At 46.4% G+C, this 23,910-nt stretch carries 21 protein-coding genes; 12 read left to right on the top strand and 9 right to left on the bottom strand.

The window, feature by feature from the left end; translation table 11 throughout:
• Positions 1 to 54 precede the first annotated feature (54 nt).
• The 3 genes from tcdA to RO21_RS00955 all read right to left on the bottom strand — a co-directional run bounded on the left by tcdA (position 55) and on the right by RO21_RS00955 (position 4,153).
• A complete protein-coding gene (tcdA, locus tag RO21_RS00965; protein WP_047975928.1) occupies positions 55 to 819 on the bottom strand; it encodes a tRNA cyclic N6-threonylcarbamoyladenosine(37) synthase TcdA in 765 nt (254 codons plus the stop codon).
• A 108-nt stretch (positions 820 to 927) separates the two neighbouring features.
• Positions 928 to 3,231 carry a Tex family protein gene (locus tag RO21_RS00960; RefSeq protein ID WP_047975927.1) on the bottom strand — a complete coding sequence of 768 codons (2,304 nt, stop codon included), beginning with the start codon at positions 3,229 to 3,231 and terminating at the stop codon, positions 928 to 930.
• A complete protein-coding gene (locus RO21_RS00955) occupies positions 3,224 to 4,153 on the bottom strand; it encodes a DMT family transporter (RefSeq protein ID WP_047975926.1) in 930 nt (309 codons plus the stop codon). The genes RO21_RS00960 and RO21_RS00955 overlap by 8 nt, the downstream gene beginning before the upstream one ends.
• A gap of 57 nt (positions 4,154 to 4,210) precedes the next feature.
• On the opposite strand from RO21_RS00955, the gene RO21_RS00950 reads away from it, so the two are divergent.
• The 6 genes from RO21_RS00950 (at position 4,211) to RO21_RS00925 (ending at position 10,741) form a co-directional block, all read left to right on the top strand.
• Positions 4,211 to 5,404, top strand: a complete 1,194-nt coding sequence (locus tag RO21_RS00950) for a BaiN/RdsA family NAD(P)/FAD-dependent oxidoreductase (protein ID WP_047975925.1) — start codon at positions 4,211 to 4,213, stop codon at positions 5,402 to 5,404.
• A 97-nt stretch (positions 5,405 to 5,501) separates the two neighbouring features.
• The gene (gene recN / locus RO21_RS00945) at positions 5,502 to 7,181 is read left to right on the top strand and encodes a DNA repair protein RecN (RefSeq protein ID WP_047975924.1); all 1,680 of its coding nucleotides are present in this window, start codon (positions 5,502 to 5,504) and stop codon (positions 7,179 to 7,181) included.
• 51 nt (positions 7,182 to 7,232) lie between these two features.
• Positions 7,233 to 7,928 (top strand): DNA mismatch repair endonuclease MutH, encoded by a 696-nt coding sequence (mutH, locus tag RO21_RS00940; RefSeq protein ID WP_173425290.1) that lies wholly within the window; start codon positions 7,233 to 7,235, stop codon positions 7,926 to 7,928.
• Positions 7,929 to 7,964: 36 nt separating this feature from the next.
• The gene (gene nagZ, locus RO21_RS00935; RefSeq protein WP_047975922.1) at positions 7,965 to 9,002 is read left to right on the top strand and encodes a beta-N-acetylhexosaminidase; all 1,038 of its coding nucleotides are present in this window, start codon (positions 7,965 to 7,967) and stop codon (positions 9,000 to 9,002) included.
• Positions 8,995 to 10,191, top strand: a complete 1,197-nt coding sequence (gene rlmC / locus RO21_RS00930) for a 23S rRNA (uracil(747)-C(5))-methyltransferase RlmC (RefSeq protein ID WP_047975921.1) — start codon at positions 8,995 to 8,997, stop codon at positions 10,189 to 10,191. The genes nagZ and rlmC overlap by 8 nt, the downstream gene beginning before the upstream one ends.
• Positions 10,175 to 10,741 carry an anthranilate synthase component II gene (locus RO21_RS00925; protein ID WP_047975920.1) on the top strand — a complete coding sequence of 189 codons (567 nt, stop codon included), beginning with the start codon at positions 10,175 to 10,177 and terminating at the stop codon, positions 10,739 to 10,741. The genes rlmC and RO21_RS00925 overlap by 17 nt, the downstream gene beginning before the upstream one ends.
• Before the next feature lie 50 nt (positions 10,742 to 10,791).
• Here the strand turns inward: RO21_RS00925 and aspA are convergent, their stop codons facing one another.
• From aspA to purM, 3 genes are all read right to left on the bottom strand, one after another.
• On the bottom strand, positions 10,792 to 12,216 hold the full coding sequence (aspA, locus tag RO21_RS00920; RefSeq protein WP_047975919.1) for an aspartate ammonia-lyase: 1,425 nt from the start codon (positions 12,214 to 12,216) through the stop codon (positions 10,792 to 10,794).
• 205 nt (positions 12,217 to 12,421) lie between these two features.
• A complete protein-coding gene (gene purN / locus RO21_RS00915; RefSeq protein WP_047975918.1) occupies positions 12,422 to 13,060 on the bottom strand; it encodes a phosphoribosylglycinamide formyltransferase in 639 nt (212 codons plus the stop codon).
• Between the two features lie 59 nt (positions 13,061 to 13,119).
• Positions 13,120 to 14,151, bottom strand: coding sequence for a phosphoribosylformylglycinamidine cyclo-ligase (gene purM, locus RO21_RS00910; RefSeq protein WP_047975963.1), 1,032 nt, complete (start codon positions 14,149 to 14,151; stop codon positions 13,120 to 13,122).
• 185 nt (positions 14,152 to 14,336) lie between these two features.
• Here purM and RO21_RS00905 point away from each other — a divergent pair, with 185 nt between their 5' ends.
• The 4 genes from RO21_RS00905 (at position 14,337) to folK (ending at position 18,159) form a co-directional block, all read left to right on the top strand.
• Positions 14,337 to 15,401 carry an acyl-CoA dehydrogenase family protein gene (locus tag RO21_RS00905; RefSeq protein ID WP_047975917.1) on the top strand — a complete coding sequence of 355 codons (1,065 nt, stop codon included), beginning with the start codon at positions 14,337 to 14,339 and terminating at the stop codon, positions 15,399 to 15,401.
• A 249-nt stretch (positions 15,402 to 15,650) separates the two neighbouring features.
• Positions 15,651 to 16,097 (top strand): RNA polymerase-binding protein DksA, encoded by a 447-nt coding sequence (gene dksA / locus RO21_RS00900; RefSeq protein WP_047975916.1) that lies wholly within the window; start codon positions 15,651 to 15,653, stop codon positions 16,095 to 16,097.
• A 23-nt stretch (positions 16,098 to 16,120) separates the two neighbouring features.
• Positions 16,121 to 17,686 carry a polynucleotide adenylyltransferase PcnB gene (gene pcnB / locus RO21_RS00895; protein WP_084724223.1) on the top strand — a complete coding sequence of 522 codons (1,566 nt, stop codon included), beginning with the start codon at positions 16,121 to 16,123 and terminating at the stop codon, positions 17,684 to 17,686.
• Positions 17,686 to 18,159, top strand: coding sequence for a 2-amino-4-hydroxy-6-hydroxymethyldihydropteridine diphosphokinase (gene folK, locus RO21_RS00890; RefSeq protein ID WP_047975915.1), 474 nt, complete (start codon positions 17,686 to 17,688; stop codon positions 18,157 to 18,159). The genes pcnB and folK overlap by 1 nt, the downstream gene beginning before the upstream one ends.
• Before the next feature lie 130 nt (positions 18,160 to 18,289).
• Here folK and RO21_RS00885 read toward each other — a convergent pair whose 3' ends face one another.
• Together RO21_RS00885 and RO21_RS00880 are read right to left on the bottom strand one after the other, a co-directional pair.
• Positions 18,290 to 19,390 carry a metallophosphoesterase gene (locus RO21_RS00885; protein WP_047975914.1) on the bottom strand — a complete coding sequence of 367 codons (1,101 nt, stop codon included), beginning with the start codon at positions 19,388 to 19,390 and terminating at the stop codon, positions 18,290 to 18,292.
• A 183-nt stretch (positions 19,391 to 19,573) separates the two neighbouring features.
• Positions 19,574 to 21,019 (bottom strand): catalase, encoded by a 1,446-nt coding sequence (locus RO21_RS00880; protein WP_047975913.1) that lies wholly within the window; start codon positions 21,017 to 21,019, stop codon positions 19,574 to 19,576.
• Between the two features lie 278 nt (positions 21,020 to 21,297).
• Here RO21_RS00880 and RO21_RS00875 point away from each other — a divergent pair, with 278 nt between their 5' ends.
• Positions 21,298 to 22,080: a sulfite exporter TauE/SafE family protein gene (locus tag RO21_RS00875; protein WP_047975912.1), complete on the top strand. Its 783-nt coding sequence runs from the start codon at positions 21,298 to 21,300 to the stop codon at positions 22,078 to 22,080.
• Between the two features lie 13 nt (positions 22,081 to 22,093).
• The gene (locus RO21_RS00870; RefSeq protein ID WP_047975911.1) at positions 22,094 to 22,849 is read left to right on the top strand and encodes an SDR family oxidoreductase; all 756 of its coding nucleotides are present in this window, start codon (positions 22,094 to 22,096) and stop codon (positions 22,847 to 22,849) included.
• A gap of 274 nt (positions 22,850 to 23,123) precedes the next feature.
• Here RO21_RS00870 and RO21_RS00865 read toward each other — a convergent pair whose 3' ends face one another.
• A complete protein-coding gene (locus RO21_RS00865) occupies positions 23,124 to 23,879 on the bottom strand; it encodes an ABC transporter permease (RefSeq protein WP_047975910.1) in 756 nt (251 codons plus the stop codon).
• Positions 23,880 to 23,910: the final 31 nt, after the last annotated feature.

The raw sequence follows: 23,910 nt of genomic DNA, 5'->3' as shown, positions 1-23,910 counted from the left end.
TTATTTTTATAAAAATTCCACCATCAACGCATTTCATTATTGATATTGAAAGATTTACCCTTTCAGTAATTTTTCAATCACTCGGCTCACGGCAAAAAAACCGAAGGTTGCCGTTACCATTGTCGCTGCGCCAAAGCCGTTGGCACAGTTCATTGTGGCGGATATTTCACAGCCTTCGCTCATTTTCGGGAAAATCAGCGGTTGGGTGGAAAACACGCACTCTATCCCGAATTTTCGCTGCGGATTACGGCTAAAACCGTAGTCTTTACGCAGTAAACTGCGTACTTTCGCTGCTAGCGGATCTTGAATGGTTTTGCTTAAATCGGCAATTTGAATTTGGGTCGGGTCGGTCTGCCCGCCTGCGCCGCCCGTGGTAATCAGCTTAATTTTGTGTCGCTTGCAAAAGGCGATAAGTGCAGCCTTAACCCGCACATTATCAATCGCATCAATCACATAATCATACTCTTTCAACACATAATCGGCTAAATTTTCTTGGGTGAGAAAATCATCAATAATTGCCACTTCGCAGTCGGGGTTGATCAAGACGATACGCGATTTCATCACCTCTGTTTTAAGTTGCCCGATATTACCGGACATTGCGTGAATTTGGCGGTTAATATTGGTAACGCAAATATCGTCCATATCAATCAACGTCATCCTACCAATGCCCGAGCGAGCCAAGGCTTCTACCGCCCAAGAACCAACGCCGCCAATTCCGATCACACAAACGTGTGTGCGGCGTAATTTCGCCAGCCCCTCCGGTGTGTAAAGCCGCCCGATACCGCCGAAACGCTGTTCGTAATTATCTATTCTGTCCATTGTGTCGTCCGTTATTCAAATAGGGAGATCATAGCACGTTGTAGGTCTTATATGCCAAAGGGAATAATGCCGACACATTATTCCCTTTTTCTCTCTCTACGCCGCTTGCTATTTTTTCCAGCCTTTTAACGCATCGGCAAAGGCGTTATTGGCAACAGTTTGGCGTGGCAAGCGGTCGGATTTCGGTGAATGTTTGCGAATACGATCGCTATTTGCATTTTTATCGGTCGGTTGATCGTCCAACCGCATTGTCAGGGCGATCCGTTTACGCACAACATCGACTTCCAGCACTTTGACTTTCACGACATCACCGGTTTTCACCACTTGATGCGGGTCATCAACAAAGCGGTTAGATAACATTGAGATATGCACCAAACCGTCTTGATGCACACCAATATCGACAAATGCCCCAAAGTTCGTTACATTGGTAATCGTACCTTCCAAAATCATTCCCGCTTTTAAATCGCTGATCTCTTCTACGCCGTCCATAAAAGTGGCTGTTTTAAATTCGCCACGAGGATCACGCCCCGGTTTTTCCAGCTCTTTAAAAATATCATTCACTGTCGGTAAACCAAAGGTGTCGTCCACAAAATCTTTCGCATTCAGTAGCTGAATTTGAGTAGCGTTTCCCATTAAATCGGCGAGGCTAAATTGGGTGGCGTTTAAAATGCGCTCCACCACCGGATAGGCTTCAGGGTGAACGCTGGAAGCATCAAGCGGGTTCTTTCCGCCCAAAATCCGCATAAAGCCCGCACACTGTTCAAAGGCTTTCGGCCCTAGGCGAGGCACTTTTTTCAACTCGGATCGGCTGTTAAAACGCCCGTGTTCATCACGATAGGCAATAATATTTTGCGCTAAAGTTTTGTTCATTCCGGCAACTTGGGCGAGCAACGGTGCAGAGGCTGTGTTCAAGTCCACGCCAACGGCATTCACACAATCCTCCACGACCGCATCTAATTTTCGTGCCAATTGGGTTTGATTGACATCGTGCTGATACTGCCCGACCCCAATCGCTTTCGGTTCAATTTTAACCAATTCTGCGAGCGGATCTTGCAAGCGGCGGGCAATCGACACGGCACCACGCAAAGAAACATCAAGATCCGGAAATTCATTTGCCGCCAGCTCGGAGGCGGAATAGACCGATGCCCCCGCCTCACTCACGACCACCGTTTGCGGCTGCCAATCCCGTGCTTGTTTAATCACCTCTTTGGCAAAACGTTCCGTTTCGCGCGATGCCGTGCCGTTGCCGATGGCAATCAGATCAACCTGATGCTTTTTACCGAGTGCATATAATATTTGCCCCGCCCGTACCGGATCGGTGGTGTGCGGGTAAATGGTCGCTGTATCAAGCAGTTTGCCGGTATCGTCCACCACCGCCACTTTCACACCTGTACGTAAACCGGGATCCAACCCCATTGTATTTCTTGCCCCTGCCGGCGCCACCATCAACAACGCCGATAAATTCCGAGCGAAAACATCTATCGCCTCTTGCTCGGCTTTTTCCCGTAGGGTTGCCATTAATTCCGTTTCCAAGTGGAGAGATAATTTGATTTTCCACGTCCAACTCACCACCTGACTACGCCAGTGATCTGCCGGCTGCTGTGCCGGTTGTACGCCCAAATGTTGGCGGATAATCTCTTCACAATAGCTAGTGCGGCTGCCCTCTTCCGCCTCCGGATCAGCATTGAGGCTTAACGATAAAATCCCTTCATTCCGCCCGCGGAACATCGCTAAAGCACGGTGGGACGGGACGGATTTAAAGGGTTCGCTATGAGCAAAATAATCCCGAAATTTTTCGCCTTCTTCGGCTTTGCCCTCAATTAATCTCGATTCCAAAGTCGCGTAAGCGGTCAGATACTGGCGTAATTTTGCAATCAGTGCTGCATCTTCAGCGAAACGCTCCATTAAAATATAGCGCGCGCCGTCCAAAGCGGCTTTGACATCTGCTACACCATTTTCGGCGTTAAGGTAGCCCTCCGCCACTGTTTCAGGCACTTGGTTTGGGTCATTCCAAAGGCTGTCCGCCAAAGGTTCAAGCCCGGCTTCAATCGCAATTTGCCCACGGGTGCGGCGTTTAGGTTTGTAGGGTAAATAGAGATCTTCCAACTCGGTTTTACTCTGGGTCTGCTCAATTTTGGCTTTGAGTTCGTCCGTCAATTTGCCCTGTTCCTCAATCGAATGGAGAATCGTTTGGCGGCGGTCGTTCAGCTCCCGCAGATAAATGAGGCGGGTTTCAAAATGGCGTAGTTGGGTGTCGTCCAAACCGCCGGTCGCTTCTTTACGGTAGCGGGCGATAAACGGAATCGTATTGCCCTCGTCAAGCAGTCCGATCGCCGCTAAAATTTGCGAAGGATTGACCGACAGCTCGGCGGCAATCAGTTGGCTAATTTGTTGATTTAAAATCTCAGTCATTCTTTTTCCTTAAATGAAAATGCGGAAATAAATTTAAGGCGAGGCTTGCCCCGATAATCACCACCACGGCAAACATTAATTGGCTAAAGGCGATCTGTTCGCCCAATAAAATATAAGCGATAAGGGCAGTCGAAATCGGGATAATCAATTCTAAAATTTGGTACGTTACCAAGCCTTGTTTTTGGATAATATCGAACGTCAGCACCATTCCGACCCCAATGGCATAAATGCCGATCAACATTAGCCCCACCAGTAAGAAAAGGGAGATTTGGGAAAGTTCCGCCAGTTTGCCGGTTTGTTGGCTCAATGCCAGGCTGGTAATGCCAGTGGTGAGCGAGGTGATAAAGCTCAAACTGAATACACTGAGTTTTTTATTCACCAATTTAACGATGACATTTTGCAGGTTGCGGATAAAAATAGACAGTAACAGAAAAAATGCGCCGAGCAGAAAATGGTCGCCCACCGCCATTGTTTTACCGTACAACACAAAACCCAATGCGCCGCATAACGTCAGCGCACAGCCAATCCAAAAAGTTTTCTGTTTTAATTTCTGTCGCTCATCTTGGAAGAAAATCCCCGCCACCAAAATCCCGAAAGGCATTCCCAGTACGCTGGAAATCGAGGCGGTTACCGCATTGGTTAATGCTGCGCCCTCCAACCAAAAATACATATTCACGCACATTAGCAGCCCGACACAGAAAGCGTAAACCAATAATAAGGGCTGACGGCGAAAATGGGTGAAATCGTGCCGATATTTTAACCACACCCAAATCAGCAGTGCCAATGCACCGACACAAAACCGCACGCCGTTATTATTCAACGCATCAACCCGTAAACTAAAATAACGCAGCAGCACAATATTCAACCCAATCGCAAACACATAGATTAGATTGATGAAAATAGGGGGCAGCGATTTGGACATAATCGGTATAAAATAGGGAATTTTGACAATTCTAACAAAAAGGGATCGGCTAATCTAATGAAAAAATACGATGTAGTCATCATCGGGGCGGGGGCTGCGGGGCTATTTTGTGCAGCGCAGCTCGGGCAAGGCGGCAAATCGGTACTGGTGCTGGATAACGGCAAAAAAATCGGACGTAAAATTTTGATGTCCGGAGGCGGTTTTTGTAATTTCACTAATTTAGAGGTTACTCCCCAGCACTACATTTGCCAAAACCGCCATTTTGTCAAATCTGCCCTCGCCCGTTACACTAACTGGGATTTTATCGCACTGGTCGCCGGCTATGGTATTGCCTATCACGAAAAAGAGTTAGGGCAACTGTTCTGCGATGAAAGTGCCCAACAGATTGTCGATTTATTACAGGCAGAATGCGAAAAAGGCAAGGTTGATATTCAGTTGCGACAAGAGGTCGTTTCCGTTGAAAAATTTGCAAACTTTTTCCAAATTCAGACCGCTTGTCATCACTATCAAGCCGAGCAGTTAGTGATTGCCAGCGGCGGTTTATCAATGCCGGCACTCGGCGCAAGCCCTTTTGGTTATAAAATTGCCGAGCAGTTCGGCATTCCCGTGATCCCGCCCAGAGCCAGCCTCGTGCCGTTTACCTGGAAAGAGAGCGACAAGCCCTTTGTCGCCTTATCCGGCATTTCACTGCCCGTGCGGGTGCAGAATCAAGGTAAAACCTTTTATAACCAAATGCTGTTTACACATCGGGGGTTATCCGGACCGGCAATCTTGCAAATTTCAAACTATTGGGAAACGGGCGAAACTCTCGATATTGATCTATTGCCCCACGAAACGATCGAACAGATTTTGCTTGAACTGCGTCAATCCTCGCCGAAATTGCAGTTAAAAACGGTATTATGTCGCTATTTGCCGAAAAAATTAGTCGAACTCTGGTTTGAGCAACGCTGGCTGACCGACAAAATCATCGCCCAACTTAGCAAAGCCGATCTCGCTTTTTTAACGCAATTTATTCATCACTGGCAATTTTTACCGAACGGCACGGAAGGTTATCGCACCGCTGAAGTAACAATGGGCGGCGTGGATACGCGGTTTATTTCATCAAAAACATTAGAAGCACAAGGGGTCGAAGGGCTGTATTTTATCGGCGAGGTGCTGGATGTTACCGGCTGGTTGGGGGGCTATAATTTCCAATGGGCGTGGTCTTCCGCCTACGCCTGTGCCAGTGCAATCTTGGATAAAAACACATAACTGGTTATCTTTACAAAAAAATGATTGAAAACTATTTACTGGATAATAAAACAGGTTTACTATATATCCATACAGTTTTGTTATCTGGAAATCGTGTATGCTGACTCAACTCACTATCAATAATTTTGCAATTGTCCGTCATTTAGTGCTGGATTTAAACGAAGGAATGTCGGTGATTACCGGCGAAACGGGCGCAGGGAAATCGATCGGGATTGACGCTTTAGGACTATGCTTGGGCTACCGCTCGGAAAGTTCGATGATCCGTAACGGCGCGGATAAGGCGGATATTAGTGCCACCTTTTTGATGCAGCCCGATAGCCCGGCATATCTGTGGCTCAAACAGCACGAATTATTGGATGAGGACAATCCGCAAGAGTGCATTTTACGCCGAATGATCACGACTGAAGGGCGTTCTAAAGCCTTTGTAAACAACCAGCCATTGCCGATTTCTCAACTGCGGGAGCTGGGGCAATATTTGATTCATCTCAACGGTCAGCACGCCCCGCAACTTCTCTTAAAAAGTGATTATCAGCTTGAGTTGGTCGATAATTATGCCGACAATCACGCTTTATTAGCCAAAATGGCAACCCAATACGCACACTGGAAAACCTTGCACAAGCAGGTCAAAAATTTCCACCAACAATGCCAAGAGAACGAAGCCCGTAAGCAGCTTTTGCAATATCAGGTTGATGAATTAGATGAATTTGCGATTAAGCAAGGGGAATTTGAACAACTGGAAGAAGATCAAAACCGCCTCGCCAATGCGGAGCAGCTCACTGCACTATCTCAATCGGTTGTCGATACCCTTAGCGAAAACGAGTTAAATGTCGATTCAATGATTTTCCGTAGCATTCGGGATTTAGAAGAGTTGGCGGAAATGGACGATCGCTATCAATCGGCGCTGGAAATGCTAAACGAAGCCTTAATCCAAGTGCAAGAAGCCAGTTCCGAAATCAGCCAGCTTGCCGGCAATATTGAGCAAGATCCCGCTTTATTAAATGAGATTGACGAACGTTTAAGCACCACAATGCAGCTTGCCCGAAAACATCAAGTGGCGGCAGAAGATTTATGGCAACATCACCAAACCTTGCAGCAAGAGCTAGACGCATTATTGGCATTTGAGGATAACGAAGAACAGTTAATTGAAGCCGAGCAAGCAGCACACCAAGCCTGTGTCGCACTCGCCGAGCAAATTTACCTTAAACGCCAAACGGCAGGGCAAAAACTGGCTCAACAAGTTACCCGCCAAATCAAGCAACTGGCAATGGAAAACGGCGAATTCTTTATTGATATTCAGCATAATACGGAAAAATTATCGCCCAACGGGTCTGATTTTGTGGAGTTTAATCTACGCAGTAACCTCGGGCAAAATGCCCAACCGTTAGCCAAAATCGCCTCCGGCGGTGAGCTGTCTCGTATTTCACTCGCCGTACAAGTGCTTACTGCGAATAAACGCTCTACTCCAACGATTATTTTTGACGAAGTTGATGTCGGCATTAGCGGCCCGACAGCAACCGTCGTCGGCAAACTACTGCGTAAACTCGGCAAAAAATGTCAAGTATTATGCGTAACCCACTTACCGCAGGTTGCCAGCCACGGTAATCATCACTTTAATGTGTCTAAATTTGTCGAAAATAATCAAACGGAAACCAAAATGCAGCTTTTAGCGCCGAAAGAACGGGTAAAAGCCTTGGCAAGATTACTCGGCGGTTCGACCATTACGGATGCTGTATTAGCTAATGCGCAAGAAATGCTCAAATTATCCGAACTAGAATAACCGAATAAAAGCCTGTAGAATGGCACATTTATTTTCACGCAAATTAAAATGATACAACTTGCCACCTACTCCGCTACCGAAAGTGCCTTACTTGAAAAAGCTCAATGGTTAATGGGCTTTACACTGGGCGAGATTGCTCGGCAACTACATATCAACGTGCCGAGCGATCTTAAACGGGACAAAGGCTGGGTAGGAAACTTGATTGAAACGGCACTCGGTGCAAAAGCAGGTAGCAAGCCGGAACAGGATTTTGCCCATTTAAAGATTGAATTAAAAACAATACCCGTTGATACCCAAGGAATGCCGTTGGAAACGACCTTCGTCAGCCTTGCTCCCTTAACCCAAAATAACGGTATTACTTGGCAAACCTCACACGTTCGCCACAAGTTACAACGGGTTTTGTGGATACCGGTAGAAGGCACACGCACGATCCCACTCGCCACACGCCGTATCGGGCAACCGGTTTTATGGTCGCCTACCCCGGAACAAGAACGGCAATTACAACAGGACTGGGAAGAATTGATGGAATCGATTGTGCTAGGGCGGCTAAACGAAATTAATGCCACGCTCGGCGAGGTAATGCAGCTCCGCCCGAAAGGTAGAAATAATCGTTCAAGGGCGGAGGCAGTCAATCAATTCGGCGAAAAAACCCAATCACTGCCTTTGGGCTTCTATTTGCGTAAAACATTTACCGCCGAGATTTTGCACCGCTTTTTACAGTCGCAAAATGAGATTAAACCGTTGTAAAATAGCACGATAAACGATTTCCACAAGGTAGCCTCTATGTTATTGATCGACTTAGTCGGTTATGAATTAACCGCCGAAGAAAAAGAGATGCTGGCACATCCCTTTGTATCCGGACTAATTTTATTCAGCCGCAATTTCCACGACAAAGCCCAACTTCAAGAGCTTATACAATCCGTACGCCGACAGATCAAAAAACCGTTACTGATTACGGTCGATCAAGAGGGCGGGCGAGTGCAACGCTTTCGTGAAGGCTTTACCCAACTGCCTGCAATGCAATCTTTCCAAATGCTTAATGCCGATATTAGCGAACAAAAGCAACTTGCTCACGAAGCCGGCTGGTTAATGGCAGCAGAAATGTTTGCCTTGGATATTGATCTGAGCTTTGCGCCTGTGCTTGATCTCGGTCATTCCTGCAAAGCCATCGGCGATCGGGCTTTTGGCTCGGCGCTTTCCACAATGCTGCCGATTGCCGAAGCCTTTATTGACGGAATGCTTGAAACCGGAATGGCAACCACCGGTAAACATTTTCCGGGGCACGGCCACGTGTTAGCCGATTCCCACCTCGAAACACCGTTTGATGATCGCAATAAAGAGACGATTTTCGCTCACGATCTGCAACCCTTCAAACAACTGATTGCCAAAAATAAATTATCGGCAATTATGCCCGCCCACGTTATTTACACCCAATGTGATAATCAGCCCGCCAGCGGCTCGACGTATTGGCTCAAAACCGTTTTGCGCCAACAGTTGCAATTTAACGGCGTGATTTTCTCCGATGATTTGGGAATGAAAGGGGCCGGCTTTATGGGCGATTATGTGGAACGCAGCCAAAAAGCATTACAAGCGGGTTGCGATCTACTGTTGCTTTGCAACGAGCCGAACGGCGTCGTACAAGTATTGGATAAATTGAAATACCAGCCTAGTGCCGCCCAACAAAGCTGCCACCATAAATTGATGAAGCGTAAATCACTGACTTGGCAAATGCTACAAGCCAGCCCTCGCTGGCAGCAAGCGCACCAATGGTTAGCCCGCTTACAAAACGACTGGTTGGAATGGAAAGCCCGTAATGCCTAATATGTTGAATTGTCGGCATTTCGAGCAAAACCACTGCCGCTCTTGCCAATGGCTGACAAAAACCTACGACCGGCAACTCATTGATAAATCGGCGGATCTCACGCGGTTAGTTTCGCCCTTTATGTTGCAAAACGGAAAAACGGAAGTATTATCCCCTGTCGTTTCGCCGATTAACGCTTTTCGCAATAAAGCGAAAATGGTGGTCTCCGGCAGTGTCGAACGCCCGATTTTAGGCATTTTATCTGACCCTAACGATCCGCAAAGTGCCGTTGATCTGACGGATTGCCCGCTCTATCCGCCCACATTTCAAACTCTGTTCCCGATCTTAAAACACTTTATCGGGCGGGCCGGATTAGTCCCTTATAATGTGGCCAAAAAGCGGGGCGAGCTCAAATATATTTTATTGAGCGAGAGCCGGCATAACCAATCCATAATGCTCCGCTTTGTGTTAAAAAGTGAGCTGAAACGACCGCTTGTCGAGCGGGAATTACCAATGCTGCTTGCTCAACTACCGCAAAATTCGGTGGTCAGTTTGAATATTCAGCCTTATCATTCTGCTGTTTTAGAAGGGGAACGGGAGATCTTTTTGACGGCGCGGCAAACTCTCGAAGAACATTTTAACGGCATTCCGCTGTTTATTCGCCCGCAAGGTTTCTTTCAAACTAACCCCGTTGTTGCCGAACAACTTTATGCCACGGCTCAAAAATGGGTGGAAACGTTGCCGATCCACACCCTTTGGGATCTGTTTTGCGGCGTTGGCGGCTTTGGCCTACACTGCGCTAAAGCGTTGCAAGCCAAACACCCCAATATTGCATTAACCGGAATTGAGATTTCAGCCGCTGCCATTGCCTGTGCCAGCCAATCAGCCGCTCGGCTTGGGCTTTCACAGGTTAAGTTTGCCTCTCTTGATTCTGCCCAATTTGCCCTTAACCAAACGGATAAACCGGATTTAGTGATTGTCAATCCGCCAAGACGAGGCATCGGTAATCACTTGGCAACCTATTTGAATCAACTGGGAGCGCCCTTTCTGCTTTACTCCAGTTGCAATGCGCAAACAATGGCGGACGATTTTGCCTATCTACACCATTACGTCCTCAAGAAAATCCAATTATTTGATATGTTTCCCCATACGGCACATTATGAAGTGCTGACGCTGTTGGAGCGAACCGAAAATGTTACTGATTGTTGATAATAATGACTCTTTCACCTTCAATTTGGTCGATTTAATTCGCAAAATCGGCGTAGCGATGGAAATCGTTCCCGTTGCCGCATTAGATTTAGACAAAGTAGAAGCCTTTAGCCACATTTTAATTTCACCCGGCCCCGATGTACCGAGGGCTTACCCCCAACTATTTGCCTTGCTGGAACGCTATCACCAAACCAAATCTATATTAGGCGTATGCCTTGGGCATCAAACATTATGTGAATTTTTTGGCGGCGAACTCTATAATCTTGGTCAAGTGCGGCACGGGCAACAACGCTTTCTCATTCAAGACAAACCCAATAGGCTATTTGCAGACTTACCCAAGCAATTTCAAATCGGGCTGTATCACTCTTGGGCAATTTCGCAAGAATCGCTCGCCAACTCACCGCTTGTCGCCAATGCCTTTTGCGATCAGCATATTCTAATGGCAGTTCAGCACCGAGATTTGCCCTTATTCAGCGTACAATTTCACCCTGAATCCTTTATCACGGAATACGGCGAGCAAATCTTAAGAAACTGGTTGAATCGAACCTAAAATAAAAAGGGTTAAGAAAAATATCTTAACCCTTTGTTTATGAAATCATCTTACTCGTCTTCAAACCGCTTCGCTTTATATTTCGGGTTCATCAGATTTTCAACGGACAGAATATCATCTAATTGTTCTTCGGTGAGCAACCCTCTCTCAAGTACAACCTCTTTCACACCTTTCCCTGTTGTTGCACAAATTTTGCCGACAATATCGCCGTTATGATGCCCGATAAACGGGTTGAGGTAGGTTACGATACCGATTGAATTAAACACATAGCTTTCGCACACGTCCTTATTCGCCGTAATGCCGTCAATACATTTATCACGCAAATTCACACAGGCATTGGCTAAAATGTCAATGGATTCAAACATTGCCTGACCGATAACAGGTTCCATTACATTCAGTTGTAACTGACCGGCTTCTGCCGCAAAGGTGATCGCCGTATCATTACCGATCACTTTAAAGCACACTTGATTGACCACTTCCGGCACAACCGGGTTCACTTTCGCCGGCATAATGGACGACCCTGCTTGCAATTCCGGTAGGTTGATTTCGTTCAAACCGGCTCTCGGCCCTGACGATAACAGACGCAAATCGTTACACACTTTAGACAGTTTTACCGCTGTGCGTTTTAATGCGCCGTGCACCATCACATAAGCGCCGCAATCTGATGTGGCTTCAATCAAATTTTCAGATAATACACACGGCAGTTGAGTTACTTCCGAGAGGTATTTTACCGCCAAAGGCGCATAACCTTCCGGGGTGTTGAGCCCCGTGCCGATCGCAGTCGCTCCAAGATTGACTTCTAACAGTAATTCGGCAGTCCGTTTGAGATTTTTCACCTCTTCATCAAGTAGTACCGAGAAAGCCTTAAATTCTTGCCCCAGTGTCATCGGCACGGCATCTTGTAACTGGGTACGCCCCATTTTTAAGATTTGGGCAAACTCCGCCGCTTTATTTTCAAAGCCTTGTTGTAAATAAAGCACCTTGCTAATCAACTGCATCACACTGTTGTACACGGCAATGCGGAAGCCTGTCGGGTAAGCATCGTTGGTTGATTGGCTGGCATTAACGTGATCCATCGGGTCTAAATATTGGTATTCACCTTTTTTATGCCCTAAGATTTCGAGGGCTAAATTTGCCACCACTTCGTTCGTATTCATATTGACGGATGTCCCCGCCCCGCCTTGATACACATCGGACGGGAACTGATCCATACAACGCCCGTTAACAAGAATTTCATCACAGGCTTGCACAATCGCTTTGGCAATTTTTTTCGGAATCGCTCCTAATTCGCCGTTGGCAAGTGCGGTGGCTTTTTTCACCATCACCATTCCCCGCACAAACTCCGGCACATCAGAAATCGTATTGTTTGAGATATTAAAATTTTCGATCGCCCGTAAGGTATGAATGCCCCAATAAGCCTCATTCGGTACTTCTCGTTCACCTAATAAATCCACTTCAAGACGTGTATTGCTCATAATTTTTTCCTACTCTGTTTGTTAAACAATAACGGGGCGGATCATACAGAGAAGCGGCGCAGAAAAATGCGATCTAGATCATATTTTTAAAATCAGGGTGGGCGATATAAATTGCGTTTTCAGATTAGTTTTTTTTATGATAAAGCCCTTTGGGACACAAAGGGCATTTTGCAAATAAGAGAGATTAAACGACCGCTTGTCTCAATTATTCTATCGCATAGCCTTGCGGCCCAAGAGGTTGATTATCCAAATAGGCTTTGCCGTTCTCCAAATGCAGACGATCGGCACAAAACCATTGTACGACGAGAGGATAGCAGCGATGCTCTTGCTCATACACCCGTTGAATCACCTCATCTAGCGCATCATCGGGGTAAATCGGCACTTTCGCCTGCAAAATAATTGCTCCGCCGTCCACTTCCTCATTCACAAAATGAATGCTCATACCGTGCTCACGATCACCAGCTGCCATTGCCCGTTCGTGGGTGTGTAAACCAGCATATTTCGGCAATAATGACGGGTGGATATTGATAATTTTACCGGCAAAACGGCGAGTAAATTCGGCAGTGAGAATTTTCATATAGCCCGCCAACACAATCAAATCCGCATCGATCCGGGTTAATTGCTCGGCAATCGCCCTATCCATTGCCTGATTACTGTCGAAGGCTTTCCTCTCAAACACAAACGTTGGAATACCTGCTTGTTCTGCCCGTACCAAACCGTAAGCGTCCGCTTTATTGGAAATGACCGCACAAATTCTGCCGTTTATATTACCGGCTTGCTGCGCCTCAATGATTTTTTGTAAATTCGTGCCGCTGCCCGAAATCATCACCACAATATTTTTCATATTTATTCCAAAAAATACCCCCCTATAAGCAGGGGGGATAGACTGTTATGCGTTAAATTTTAGAGGATTTCAACCTGCTCTGCACCTTCGGTGCGGTTTTCAATCTTACCGATCACCCAAGCCTCTTCGCCGGCTTGTTTTAACACCGCTAACGCCGTTTCCACATCACTTTCCGGCAGGGCAATCACCATTCCCACACCGCAGTTAAAGGTGCGGTACATTTCATAACGGCTGATATTGCCCTTCTCTTGCAACCACTTAAATGCAGGCGCCCACTCCCAGCTCGCTTCGTTGATGACCGCTTTCACATTCGGCGGTAATACCCGTGGAATATTTTCCCAGAAGCCACCACCGGTTAAATGGGCAATGGCGTGAACATCCACTTGTTTGATCAGTTGAAGGACCGATTTCACATAAATTTTGGTCGGTGCAAGCAAATGCTCGCTGAGCGGTTTGCCAGCTAACTCATCGTTAGCATTTGCTCCGCTAACCTCCAGCACTTTACGGATCAATGAATAGCCGTTAGAGTGTGGCCCGCTTGAACCAAGTGCAATCAGCGTATCGCCCACTTTCACGGCAGAGCCGTCAATAATATCGGCTTTTTCCACCACGCCGACACAGAAACCGGCTAAATCGTAATCGCCCGCGTGATACATTCCCGGCATTTCCGCCGTTTCACCGCCGACTAGCGCACAACCTGACTGTTCACAACCGTTGGCAATCCCCTTAATCACCGAGCTTGCCACTTCAACATCTAATTTACCGGTTGCGTAATAATCTAAGAAAAATAAAGGTTCTGCGCCTTGCACAACCAAATCGTTCACACACATTGCGACTAAATCAATGCCGATTGTGTCGTGTTTGTTGAGATCGATCGCCAAGCGTAATTTCGTGCCGACACCGTCCGTACCAGATACAAGAATCGGCTCTTTATATTTGGTTGGTAAGGCACATAACGCACCAAAGCCACCTAATCCACCCATTACTTCCGGACGGCGCGTGCGTTTTACATCCTCTTTGATACGCTCGACCAATTCGTTTCCTGCGTGGATATCTACGCCAGCATCTTTATAACTTAGTTGTGTTGTCACAGAAAAAACCTCAATCAAATAAAAACCGGTCGAAATTATACCACCAAGCAAACGTTTGCGATAGCGTCCGCCTGTAAATCTTTTTAATAGCATTTTGAAATATCAAAATACTATTATCTATTTCAATGCTATAAAAAACTCATCTAGGATAGGGCTATCCCACTATTGAGAAGAAGGAACACACAATGTCATTACTTTCAGCAAATTTCACCGACTGGCTGGCAAAACACGCAGACACTCTCGATCAATCTAATCAACACAGTGCCGAGTTACTCACCAAAATCGCTAATGAAGGCATTTTCCGCTTAGGTGTACCCGCCGAATTTGGCGGCGACGGTAAATCAATTTTCAATGCAATTCAAGGCATTGAAGCCCTTGCCCAATACTCCCTAACCGCCGCTTTCATCAGTTGGGGACACCGCACGCTGATCGAAAATCTGATTGCCTCCGCTAATCCGATCCCCCGCCAATTATGGCTGGCGGAATTGCTAAGCGGTAAACGCGCCGGCGGCACAGGGTTGTCTAATGCGGTCAAATTCCTCTCCGGCGTGGAAGAGTTGCAAGTTACCCTTTCCGAACGGGGCGGTAAAAAAGTTTTAAACGGGCGACTGCCTTGGGTAACCAACTTGCAAGCGGGGCGTTTCGTTGCTATTTTTGCAGCCGCGGTCGAAGGCAGCAATCAATCGGTTATCTTGACCATCCCCTCTGAAGCAGACGGCTTGAGTCGCAGCGATGATCTGGAATTTATCGCACTGCAAGGCAGCAATACCGCTGCATTAACCTTTGAGAATGTGGAACTAAATCCCGATTGGATAATCTCATCAGACGCAAATCACTATCTCGCACAAATTCGCCCCGCTTTTTTAGGCTTACAGTGCGGAATGCCGTTCGGGCTTGCTAAGCGTTGCTTAGCAGAAGTTGCCGCAACGCTGGCATCAAACCGAGCCGTCTTACAGCAAGAATGGCAAACCGTCAGCCAACGCCTAGCGGAGATTGAGCAACAATTAGCACAGGGATTGGCGGAAAAAGATTACTTTATTCGCCACCCGAAAGCCCTGTTCCAATTACGGATAGACATTGTTGATGTGGTCGCTCAAAGTGTATTACTGGAACTGCAAACCGGCGGCGGACGAGGCTACCTCAAACACGGCGGGTTAAGTTTCGCACGCCGTTGGCGTGAAGCGGCATTTTTGCCGATTGTTACGCCAAGTGCCGTCCAACTGCGTTTAGTGTTAGCGAACAGCAAATAGCACACGGCTCGGTTATTTGCTGAAAAAGTCGGCGTATTTTTGCAAATTTATTTGCCAAAGGGCTTTTCTTTTGTTATTTATACGCCCCTAAAAACAGCCCCTAAATTTAGCAGCATCACCCAAGTTGGCAAAATCGCCCGCAATACTCTTTCATCACGCGGTCGCTTTTGTCAACATTTTTGCAAAATGCCCTTTGGCAACTCGGGGAAATCGTGATCGGCAGTTAGGGAAACCAAAACGGAGTGAATTATGACAGTGGCAAAAACCACTTCTTTAAGCTTATTGACCCTTGCCGGGGTAACCCCTTACCAACTCGGTAAGGACGAAGAGTATATGAACGAAGCACAAGAAGCGCATTTTCGTAAAATTCTCAAAGCGTGGCACGCACAAATTATGGAAGAAGCGGAACGTACCAAAAGCCAGATGCAAGATGATATTACCAATTTTGCCGATCCTGCCGACCGTGCCACTCAAGAGGAAGAATTTAGCTTAGAGTTACGCAACCGTGATCGTGAACGGAAACTGCTCAAACGCATTGAACAGACCCTGATTAAATTAGACGAAGGCGATTACGGCTACTGCGATGCCTGCGGGATTGAAATCGGTCTGAAACGCTTAGAAGCCCGCCCAACCGCCGAGTTGTGCGTAGATTGCAAAACTCTTGCCGAAATTCGTGAAAAGCAGATGGGCGGTTAATTTCCCGGCTTAAACAAACAGATATGGACAATGAATTTCATTGTCCATTGTTACTTTATACGAGGTGTATTATTTTAAACTACATTAAATCCTTTTTTTCTCGGCAAAAAAAAGAGAAAAACCTACCGCTTGCAGAGCCGATTTCCCCTCAAAAATCGGGCAAGCCGCTTGTTCAGACTGCGCCGAAACGGGATAGCAGTGTCGCGCCAAAGAAAAATAGTAAAAAAGCGGCACATACTCCTCCGCATATTCTACATCAGCAATTTACGGTTAATGCGGCGGATTACGGCATCTCCCTGAAACATTTTCCGCAAAATGCGATCAACATTGTCAATAAATTACTCAATCACGGCTATCAAGCCTACATTGTCGGCGGCTGTATTCGTGATTTATTGTTAGGCAAGCCCGCCAAAGATTTTGATATTGCTACCAATGCTCGTCCGGAAGAGATCCAAAAGATTTTCGGTCGCCAATGTCGCATTATTGGTCGCCGTTTCCGCCTTGCTCATATTGTCTATGGGCGGGAGATTTACGAAGTCGCTACTTTCCGTGCCGAACATCACCGCAACAGCAATGACAGAATGTCCAAAACCAGTGAAACGGGAATGTTGTTGCGGGATAATGTGTACGGCACAATGCGGGAAGATGCGGAACGGCGGGATTTCAGCGTTAATGCGCTCTACTTTGATGTCAAACGCCAACTGATCTTCGACTTTTTCAACGGCATCAGGGATCTGCGTGCTGGCAAACTGTCCCTGATCGGCGATCCTGTTGTCCGCTATCAAGAAGATCCGGTCAGAATGTTGCGTGCCATACGCTTTATGGCAAAATTGGATATGTTTTTGGAAAAAAGCAGCGATGCACCAATTCGCCAAATGGCACACTTGCTAAAAGCAATTCCGCCGGCACGGCTATTTGATGAATCGTTAAAATTACTGCAATCCGGCTGCGGCTTTAAAACCTACCAATTACTGCGTCAGTACGGCTTGTTTGAACAACTTTTTCCGGTACTCGCCCCTTATTTTACCGAGCGGAACGACTCACAAAGCGAGAAAATGATCGCCAAAGCGTTAAACTCAACGGACGAGCGTATCCGGGATAACCTACGGGTCAATCCCGCCTTTTTATTCGCCGCGCTACTTTGGTATCCCCTGCGGGAAAAAATTGACGAACTGAAAAACGAAGGCGGCTTAAACAGCTATGATGCAATGATGCTGGCGGCTAACGATATTTTGGCGGAAAGTAATCGTGCCGTTGCACTGCACCGCCGTCATACCGCCGTTATTCGAGATATTTGGGCGTTACAATTCCAATTCCCGAAACGCACGGAAAAACGGGCAAAACAAACCCTTGCTCACATCAAATTCCGTGCCGGTTTCGATTTACTGGTGATGCGGGCGGAAATTGAGGGCGGCGATTTAGTGGAATTAAGTGCGTGGTGGCACGAGTTTCAATTCAGTAACGATAACCAACGCCACGATATTCTGCAAAATGTGAGAACTCCGCCAAGTGAAGAGCAACCGAAGCGTAAACGCAAACCCCGCCGCCGCTTTTCACGCGCGAAAAAATCGACACGGGGAGAAAACTGATGCCTAGCGTTTATATTGCCCTCGGCTCAAACTTGGCAAATCCTGTTGCACAGTTGGAACAAGCGGTTGTTTCGCTCCAAAAATTTGCAAAGGAAATGAGCGTCAGTGCCTTTTACGGTAGCAAACCGCTAGGCCCTCAAGATCAACCCGATTATGTCAATGCCGTTGCAAAATTTGACACGGAACTCACCGCTTTAGCGCTGTTGGATCGCCTACAACAGATTGAGAATGAACAAGGGCGGGTACGCTTACGCCGTTGGGGAGAGCGTACCTTGGATCTGGATATTTTGCTTTACGGCAATGAGCAAATCAGCAGCGAACGTTTAACCGTGCCGCACTACGATATGACAAACCGTGAATTTGTCATCGTGCCGCTCTACGAACTCAATCCCGATTTAATCTTACCGGACGGCACGCCGCTACGCAGCCTGTACCAACAGTTTCAAGATCATCAGATGGTGAAAATCCGATAAGCGAGATGGTCTCTGACATTTTATGTGTAAAGCGTAGCCCCACTTCCCTTACATTGAGGGAAGTGTAGCAATGAAAAACTAAAAAAAGAGAGGCATTTCTATATATCTCTCTTTTTACTTTATGAGAAGATTACTGAGCGGTTAGCGACCGCCCTTTCAGATGGATAATCACCACTTCCGCTTGCGAGCCGAGCCGCATTGGGATTCCCCAAAAGCCGTAACCGGACGTAACCACATAATGCCCTTGTCCGATTTTTTGGTAGCCGTAATCAAGGGGATAAAGTAAGGCGGTGATCAAATTTGCCGGAAAAATCTGCCCTCGATGAGTATGCCCCGACACTTGTAAATCAATGGGTAGTTTGGCGTGCTGCTCAATTTCGCTCGGACGGTGGTCGAGCAGCAAAATCGGCAGGGTCGAATCGAGGTTTGCCAATAATTCGGCAGCCGTCGGGCGATTTGCGACTAAATCGTCGTTACGCCCGATAATCGCAAATTTTTGCGGTAAAACGACCGCTTGATCCGCCAATAAATGAATACCGGCTTGGTGGATTTGCTCTGCAATCGCCGCTTGCTGTCCGAAAAGATCGTGATTGCCGAGGGTAGCATAAACCCCCAACGGGGCATTTAATTTCTTGAGGGACAGTTGCATATTTTCGGCAAGGTAGGCTTCCACATTATCGTCCATAATATCCCCCGGTAGCAAAATCAGATCGACCTTTTCCCGTTCAAAGATCGTGGCTAATTTGTCAAGCTGGCGGCGACCGACTAATTTGCCGAGATGTAAATCGCTGGCAACGCCGATCTTCATCGGAGCGATCGGTTTATCCAATTCAATATCATAATGCACGACATTGGGAACATAGGCGTTATACACACTCGTGCCGATCAGGGCGATAAATAAAATGCAATAGCCGCCTTTTAAGTAACGGTTAAGACGTTGCGGTTCAATCCAACGCTTAGCGAACCAAGACAATAACTGGGTGGCAAGGCGGCTTAACAGTGCGAACCATAAGATGACGAGTAACAATGCCAACGGGCGAAATAATGTTATTTGAGTGGTGAAATGCAGCAGAATTAAACCGTTGATCACGAGATAATTCAGGACAAGATTAACACGTCGTGCCGTTTTGCCGAAATTAAACAGCCACGCTTGCGTACGAGAGAAGGTATAAACCAGCCCTTGTAGGATAATCACCACAATCGCAAAGGTAATATAATAGCGGTATTCCATTTTTCCTCTTTAAAAATCAATTTGATGTCGTAGTGGTATCATATCGCAAAAAATACCGTATAACGCACCGCTTGTTGAATAACTTTGGTCATCAATTCGATCAAGAAAGCCCTATCGACTAATGCCGATAGGGCTTGGATATAGCAAACGCCTTAGGACAAGGAGAAAATATGTCTGAAATTGCTATTTAGCAAGTTTCTGACGAATGGCGTTTGCTAATTCGGTGCTGACTTTTTCAAAGTGAGCTAATTGTCTTTCCACAATTTCCGGTACGGTTACACCTGATAAACCAGCAGCAAAGTTACCTGCTAAACGGTCTTTTTGTTCCGGTGTGAAGATATTGTATAACGTAGCCGGTTGTGAGTAATAATCTTCATCGTACTCACGGAAGTTGAAGTGCGCCGCTTCACGCTCAATTTGAAGTGGTAATTGATCGTGGGTCGGAACGTATGTGTCAAAACGGTTCGGTGCATAGTTCGGGTTTTCACCGCCGTTGTGATCTACACGCATTGCACCGTCACGGTGAGTCGTGTGGTACGGGCATTTTGGTGCGTTCACCGGAATTTGGTGGTGGTTCACGCCTAAACGGTAACGCTGTGCATCTTGGTAAGAGAACAGACGACCTTGTAACATACGGTCTGGTGAGAAACCGATCCCCGGAACGATGTTGCTTGGCGCAAATGCCGCTTGTTCAACTTCAGCAAAGTAGTTTTGCGGGTTGCGGTTTAACTCTAATACACCCACTTCGATTAACGGGTAATCACCGTGCGGCCATACTTTCGTTAAGTCAAACGCATAGTTGTGTTTATGCGCATCTGCTTCCGGCATAATTTGGACTTGGACTGTCCAACGTGGGAATTCGCCACGCTCAATCGCTTCGTATAAATCTTGTTGGCTGGATTCACGGTTTTCACCCACTACTTTTGCCGCTTCTTCGTTGGTGTAGAATTTGTGGCCTTGTTGGGTTTTGAAATGGAATTTCACCCAGAAACGTTCGTTGTTATCGTTTACAAAGCTGTAAGTATGGCTACCGTAACCGTTCATATGACGCAATGTTTGCGGAATACCACGGTCAGAGAACAATGTCATAATTTGGTGCATTGACTCAGGGTGGCGAGACCAGAAATCCCACGCAGCATTCGCATCACGCAAGTTGGTTTGCGGGTTACGTTTTTGAGTATGAATAAAATCAGGGAATTTTAACGGATCACGGATAAAGAATACCGGTGTGTTGTTACCCACTAAGTCCCAGTTACCTTGAGAGGTATAGAACTTTAATGAGAAACCGCGTACATCACGCTCTGCATCTGCCGCACCACGTTCACCCGCTACGGTTGAAAAGCGTAATAACACTTCAGTTTGCGTACCCGGTTTAAATACCGCCGCTTTGGTGTATTGGGTAATATCTTGTGTTACGGTGAAAGTACCGTAAGCTGCCGAACCTTTAGCGTGAACCACACGCTCAGGGATACGCTCACGGGCAAAGTGGGCTAATTTCTCTTGAAACCAGACGTCTTGTAAAAGTAAAGGACCACGCGGACCTGCCGACATTGTATTGTCGTTATCCACCACCGGCGCACCGGCTGCCGATGTTAAAGTTTTGTGATCAAAAGGGCATTTCGTTGACATAAGTCATTCCTCCAACAAATAGATAGGTAAAACTACGGCGGCTATTATAAGCGTGCCGAAACATTTCTCAATCTATCAATCTAATAAAATATCTCGATTGATTTACTTTTAATTGATAGATTTTGAAAATCAAAATCACTAAAAATTCGTCATTCTTCAATATGAACGAAATTCATAGTCGATTGAAAATCTTTCACTTTTATTTTATCTAATGACCGCCTATACTTCCATTGTAACAAAATTGTTAAGACAAGGGGAGAAAATGACACAAACTTTTATTGAAGGCAGCATTATCGCCCGACTATTTTTACATCGGGCTATGCCTATTGATTTTGGCTTCACTGATCGCCGGTTATATTGATGCGATTGCCGGTGGTGCAGGGCTGATCTTAATTCCGGCATTTTTGATGGTGGGGCTGCCGCCCCAGCTTGCATTAGGGCAGGAGAAATTGGTCAGTACCCTCGGCACGATTGCCGCCATCAAAAACTTTATGAAAAGTAGTGCGATCATTTGGAAAATTGTGCCGATTGGCATAGCCTCCGCCTTATTGGGCGCTTATTTAGGGGCAGAAGTCATTTTGATGCTGCCGACCCACATCATCAATTATATTATTTTTGCGTTTTTGCCGCTCGGCTTGGCTGCGACCTTGTTTAAAGGTAAATTGCTTGCCGGCAATCCGCAAACAAACGAAATTAAAGAATCTGCGTTAGCAGTGTTTATTACCTGCTTAATTGTGGGCTTTTACGACGGCTTTTTCGGGCCGGGCACAGGCAGTATTTTCATTATTGCGTTGTTTATCATCAATAAATTAAGCCTGCTACAAGCCTCGGCAACCTCGAAGATCTTTAATTTTGCCTCAAATATCGGTGCTTTTGTCTCCTTTTTAATTGCCGGCAAAATGGCTTTTCTGATTGGTATTCCGATGATTATCGCCAATTTACTCGGCAATCATTTCGGCAGCTTACACGCTATTCGTTCTAACGGTGAAATTATTAAGAAAATTTTAGTGATCACCGTGGGACTATTAATGGTATCCTTAGCCTACAAAGCATTATCTTAAGAGGAGAAACACGATGAAAACCGCATTAGTAACAGGCGCAACCGCCGGTTTCGGCTTAGCCATTTGTAAAACTTTAATTGAAGCCGGCTACCAAGTGATCGGCACGGGCAGACGCACCGAGCGTCTCAATGAATTAAAATTGCAATTCGGCGACCGATTTCTACCGCTTGCATTTGATGTGCAAGACCTCACAGAGACCGAAAAACAGCTCGCTGCCCGTCCGCAAAGCTGGCAAGCGGTTGATTTATTGGTGAATAATGCCGGCTTGGCATTAGGATTGGAACGGGCGGATCAAGCCAATCTTGACGATTGGACAACAATGATCGACACCAACATCAAAGGCTTAGTCGCCATTACCCGCTTTATCCTGCCGGAAATGGTGGCGAAAAATAGCGGACATATCATCAATCTCGGTTCGATTGCTGGCAGCTACGCCTACCCCGGCGGGAATGTTTACGGCGGTACGAAAGCCTTCGTCAAGCAGTTTAGCCTTAATTTAAGGGCGGATTTGGCGGGAACGGCTATTCGGGTAAGTAATGTCGAACCGGGTCTATGCGGCGGCACGGAATTTTCCAATATCCGCTTTAAAGGCGATGACGAAAAAGCGGCTAAAGTCTATGAAAATGTGCAGTATGTTACCCCGCAGGATATTGCTAATATTGTGCTTTGGCTCAATCAACAGCCGCCGCACGTTAATATTAACCGCATTGAAGTGATGCCTACCGCCCAAACTTTTGCACCGTTAGCCGTTTCAAGAGCGAACGGATAAACCAATAACACGTCGGGCGGTATATTTTCCTATCGCCTGACGGTTCTTTTCCTTGTCCAAATTTATACTACGGTAGCATTTAACAACACCACGCTTGTGTCCGTCATAACATCACTCCGTTCTAAGAGGTGATGAAACAGACTTACTGCGTGTACCTAACCGCTTCGGAATATCAATTTGTAGGATTTCAGTTTGTCCCTAGAAGTTGATTAAAATCGTTTTTGGTCAAACTGCGATATTATTCGCAAATTTTCCCGCTAAACCGACCGCTTGTTTAGCTGCGTAGCCCTACCCCTTTTTCAATCAAGGTATAGGCGATAAGATAAAGCCCCAGCACAAACCCAGCCAATACGCCGAAAGTATAGTAGATAGAGACATCCGCCGTCCCTAAAAAGCCGTAACGGAAACCGCTGATCATATACACAATCGGGTTAAACTGAGAGACACTTTGCCAAAACGGCGGCAGTAGGCTAATCGAGTAAAATACCCCGCCAAGATAGGTTAACGGCGTTAGCACAAAGGTGGGGATTGTGCCGATATCATCAAAGGTTTTCGCAAAAATCGCGTTGATTAAACCGCCCAAGGCAAAGGCAATAATCGTCATCAGCATCGTCAGTACAATCACTGCCCAAGAATAGATCTCGTAAGAAACAAAACAGAGGGCGACAAGGGTAACCAAGATGCCGACCAACCCGCCTCTCACCAAACTGCCCGCCACATAGCCCCAAATAATAATGTGAGTTGAAAGCGGCGAAACGAGCAATTCTTCAATATTGCGCACAAATTTACTAAGGAAAAACGAGGACGCAGTATTATTATACGCCGCCGTAATCGCAGACATCATTATCAGCCCCGGGGCGATAAACTGCATATAATTCACACCGTTCATTTCCCCGATACGATGACCGATCAATGTCCCAAAAATCAAGAAATAGAGCAATGTCGTAATGATCGGCGGGACTAAGGTTTGTCGCCAAATCCGCAGCACCCGTTTTGCTTCCTTCATTGCCAGCGTATAAAATCCAATCATATTTTGCCTCATTTCTCCCTAAATGCTGTGC

The organism is Muribacter muris (genome assembly GCF_001038205.1).
In the GTDB taxonomy this organism is placed as follows: Bacteria; Pseudomonadota; Gammaproteobacteria; order Enterobacterales; family Pasteurellaceae; genus Muribacter; species Muribacter muris.
Note: the sequence above shows the minus strand (reverse complement) of the source record. Positions and strands in the feature narration are given on the sequence as shown.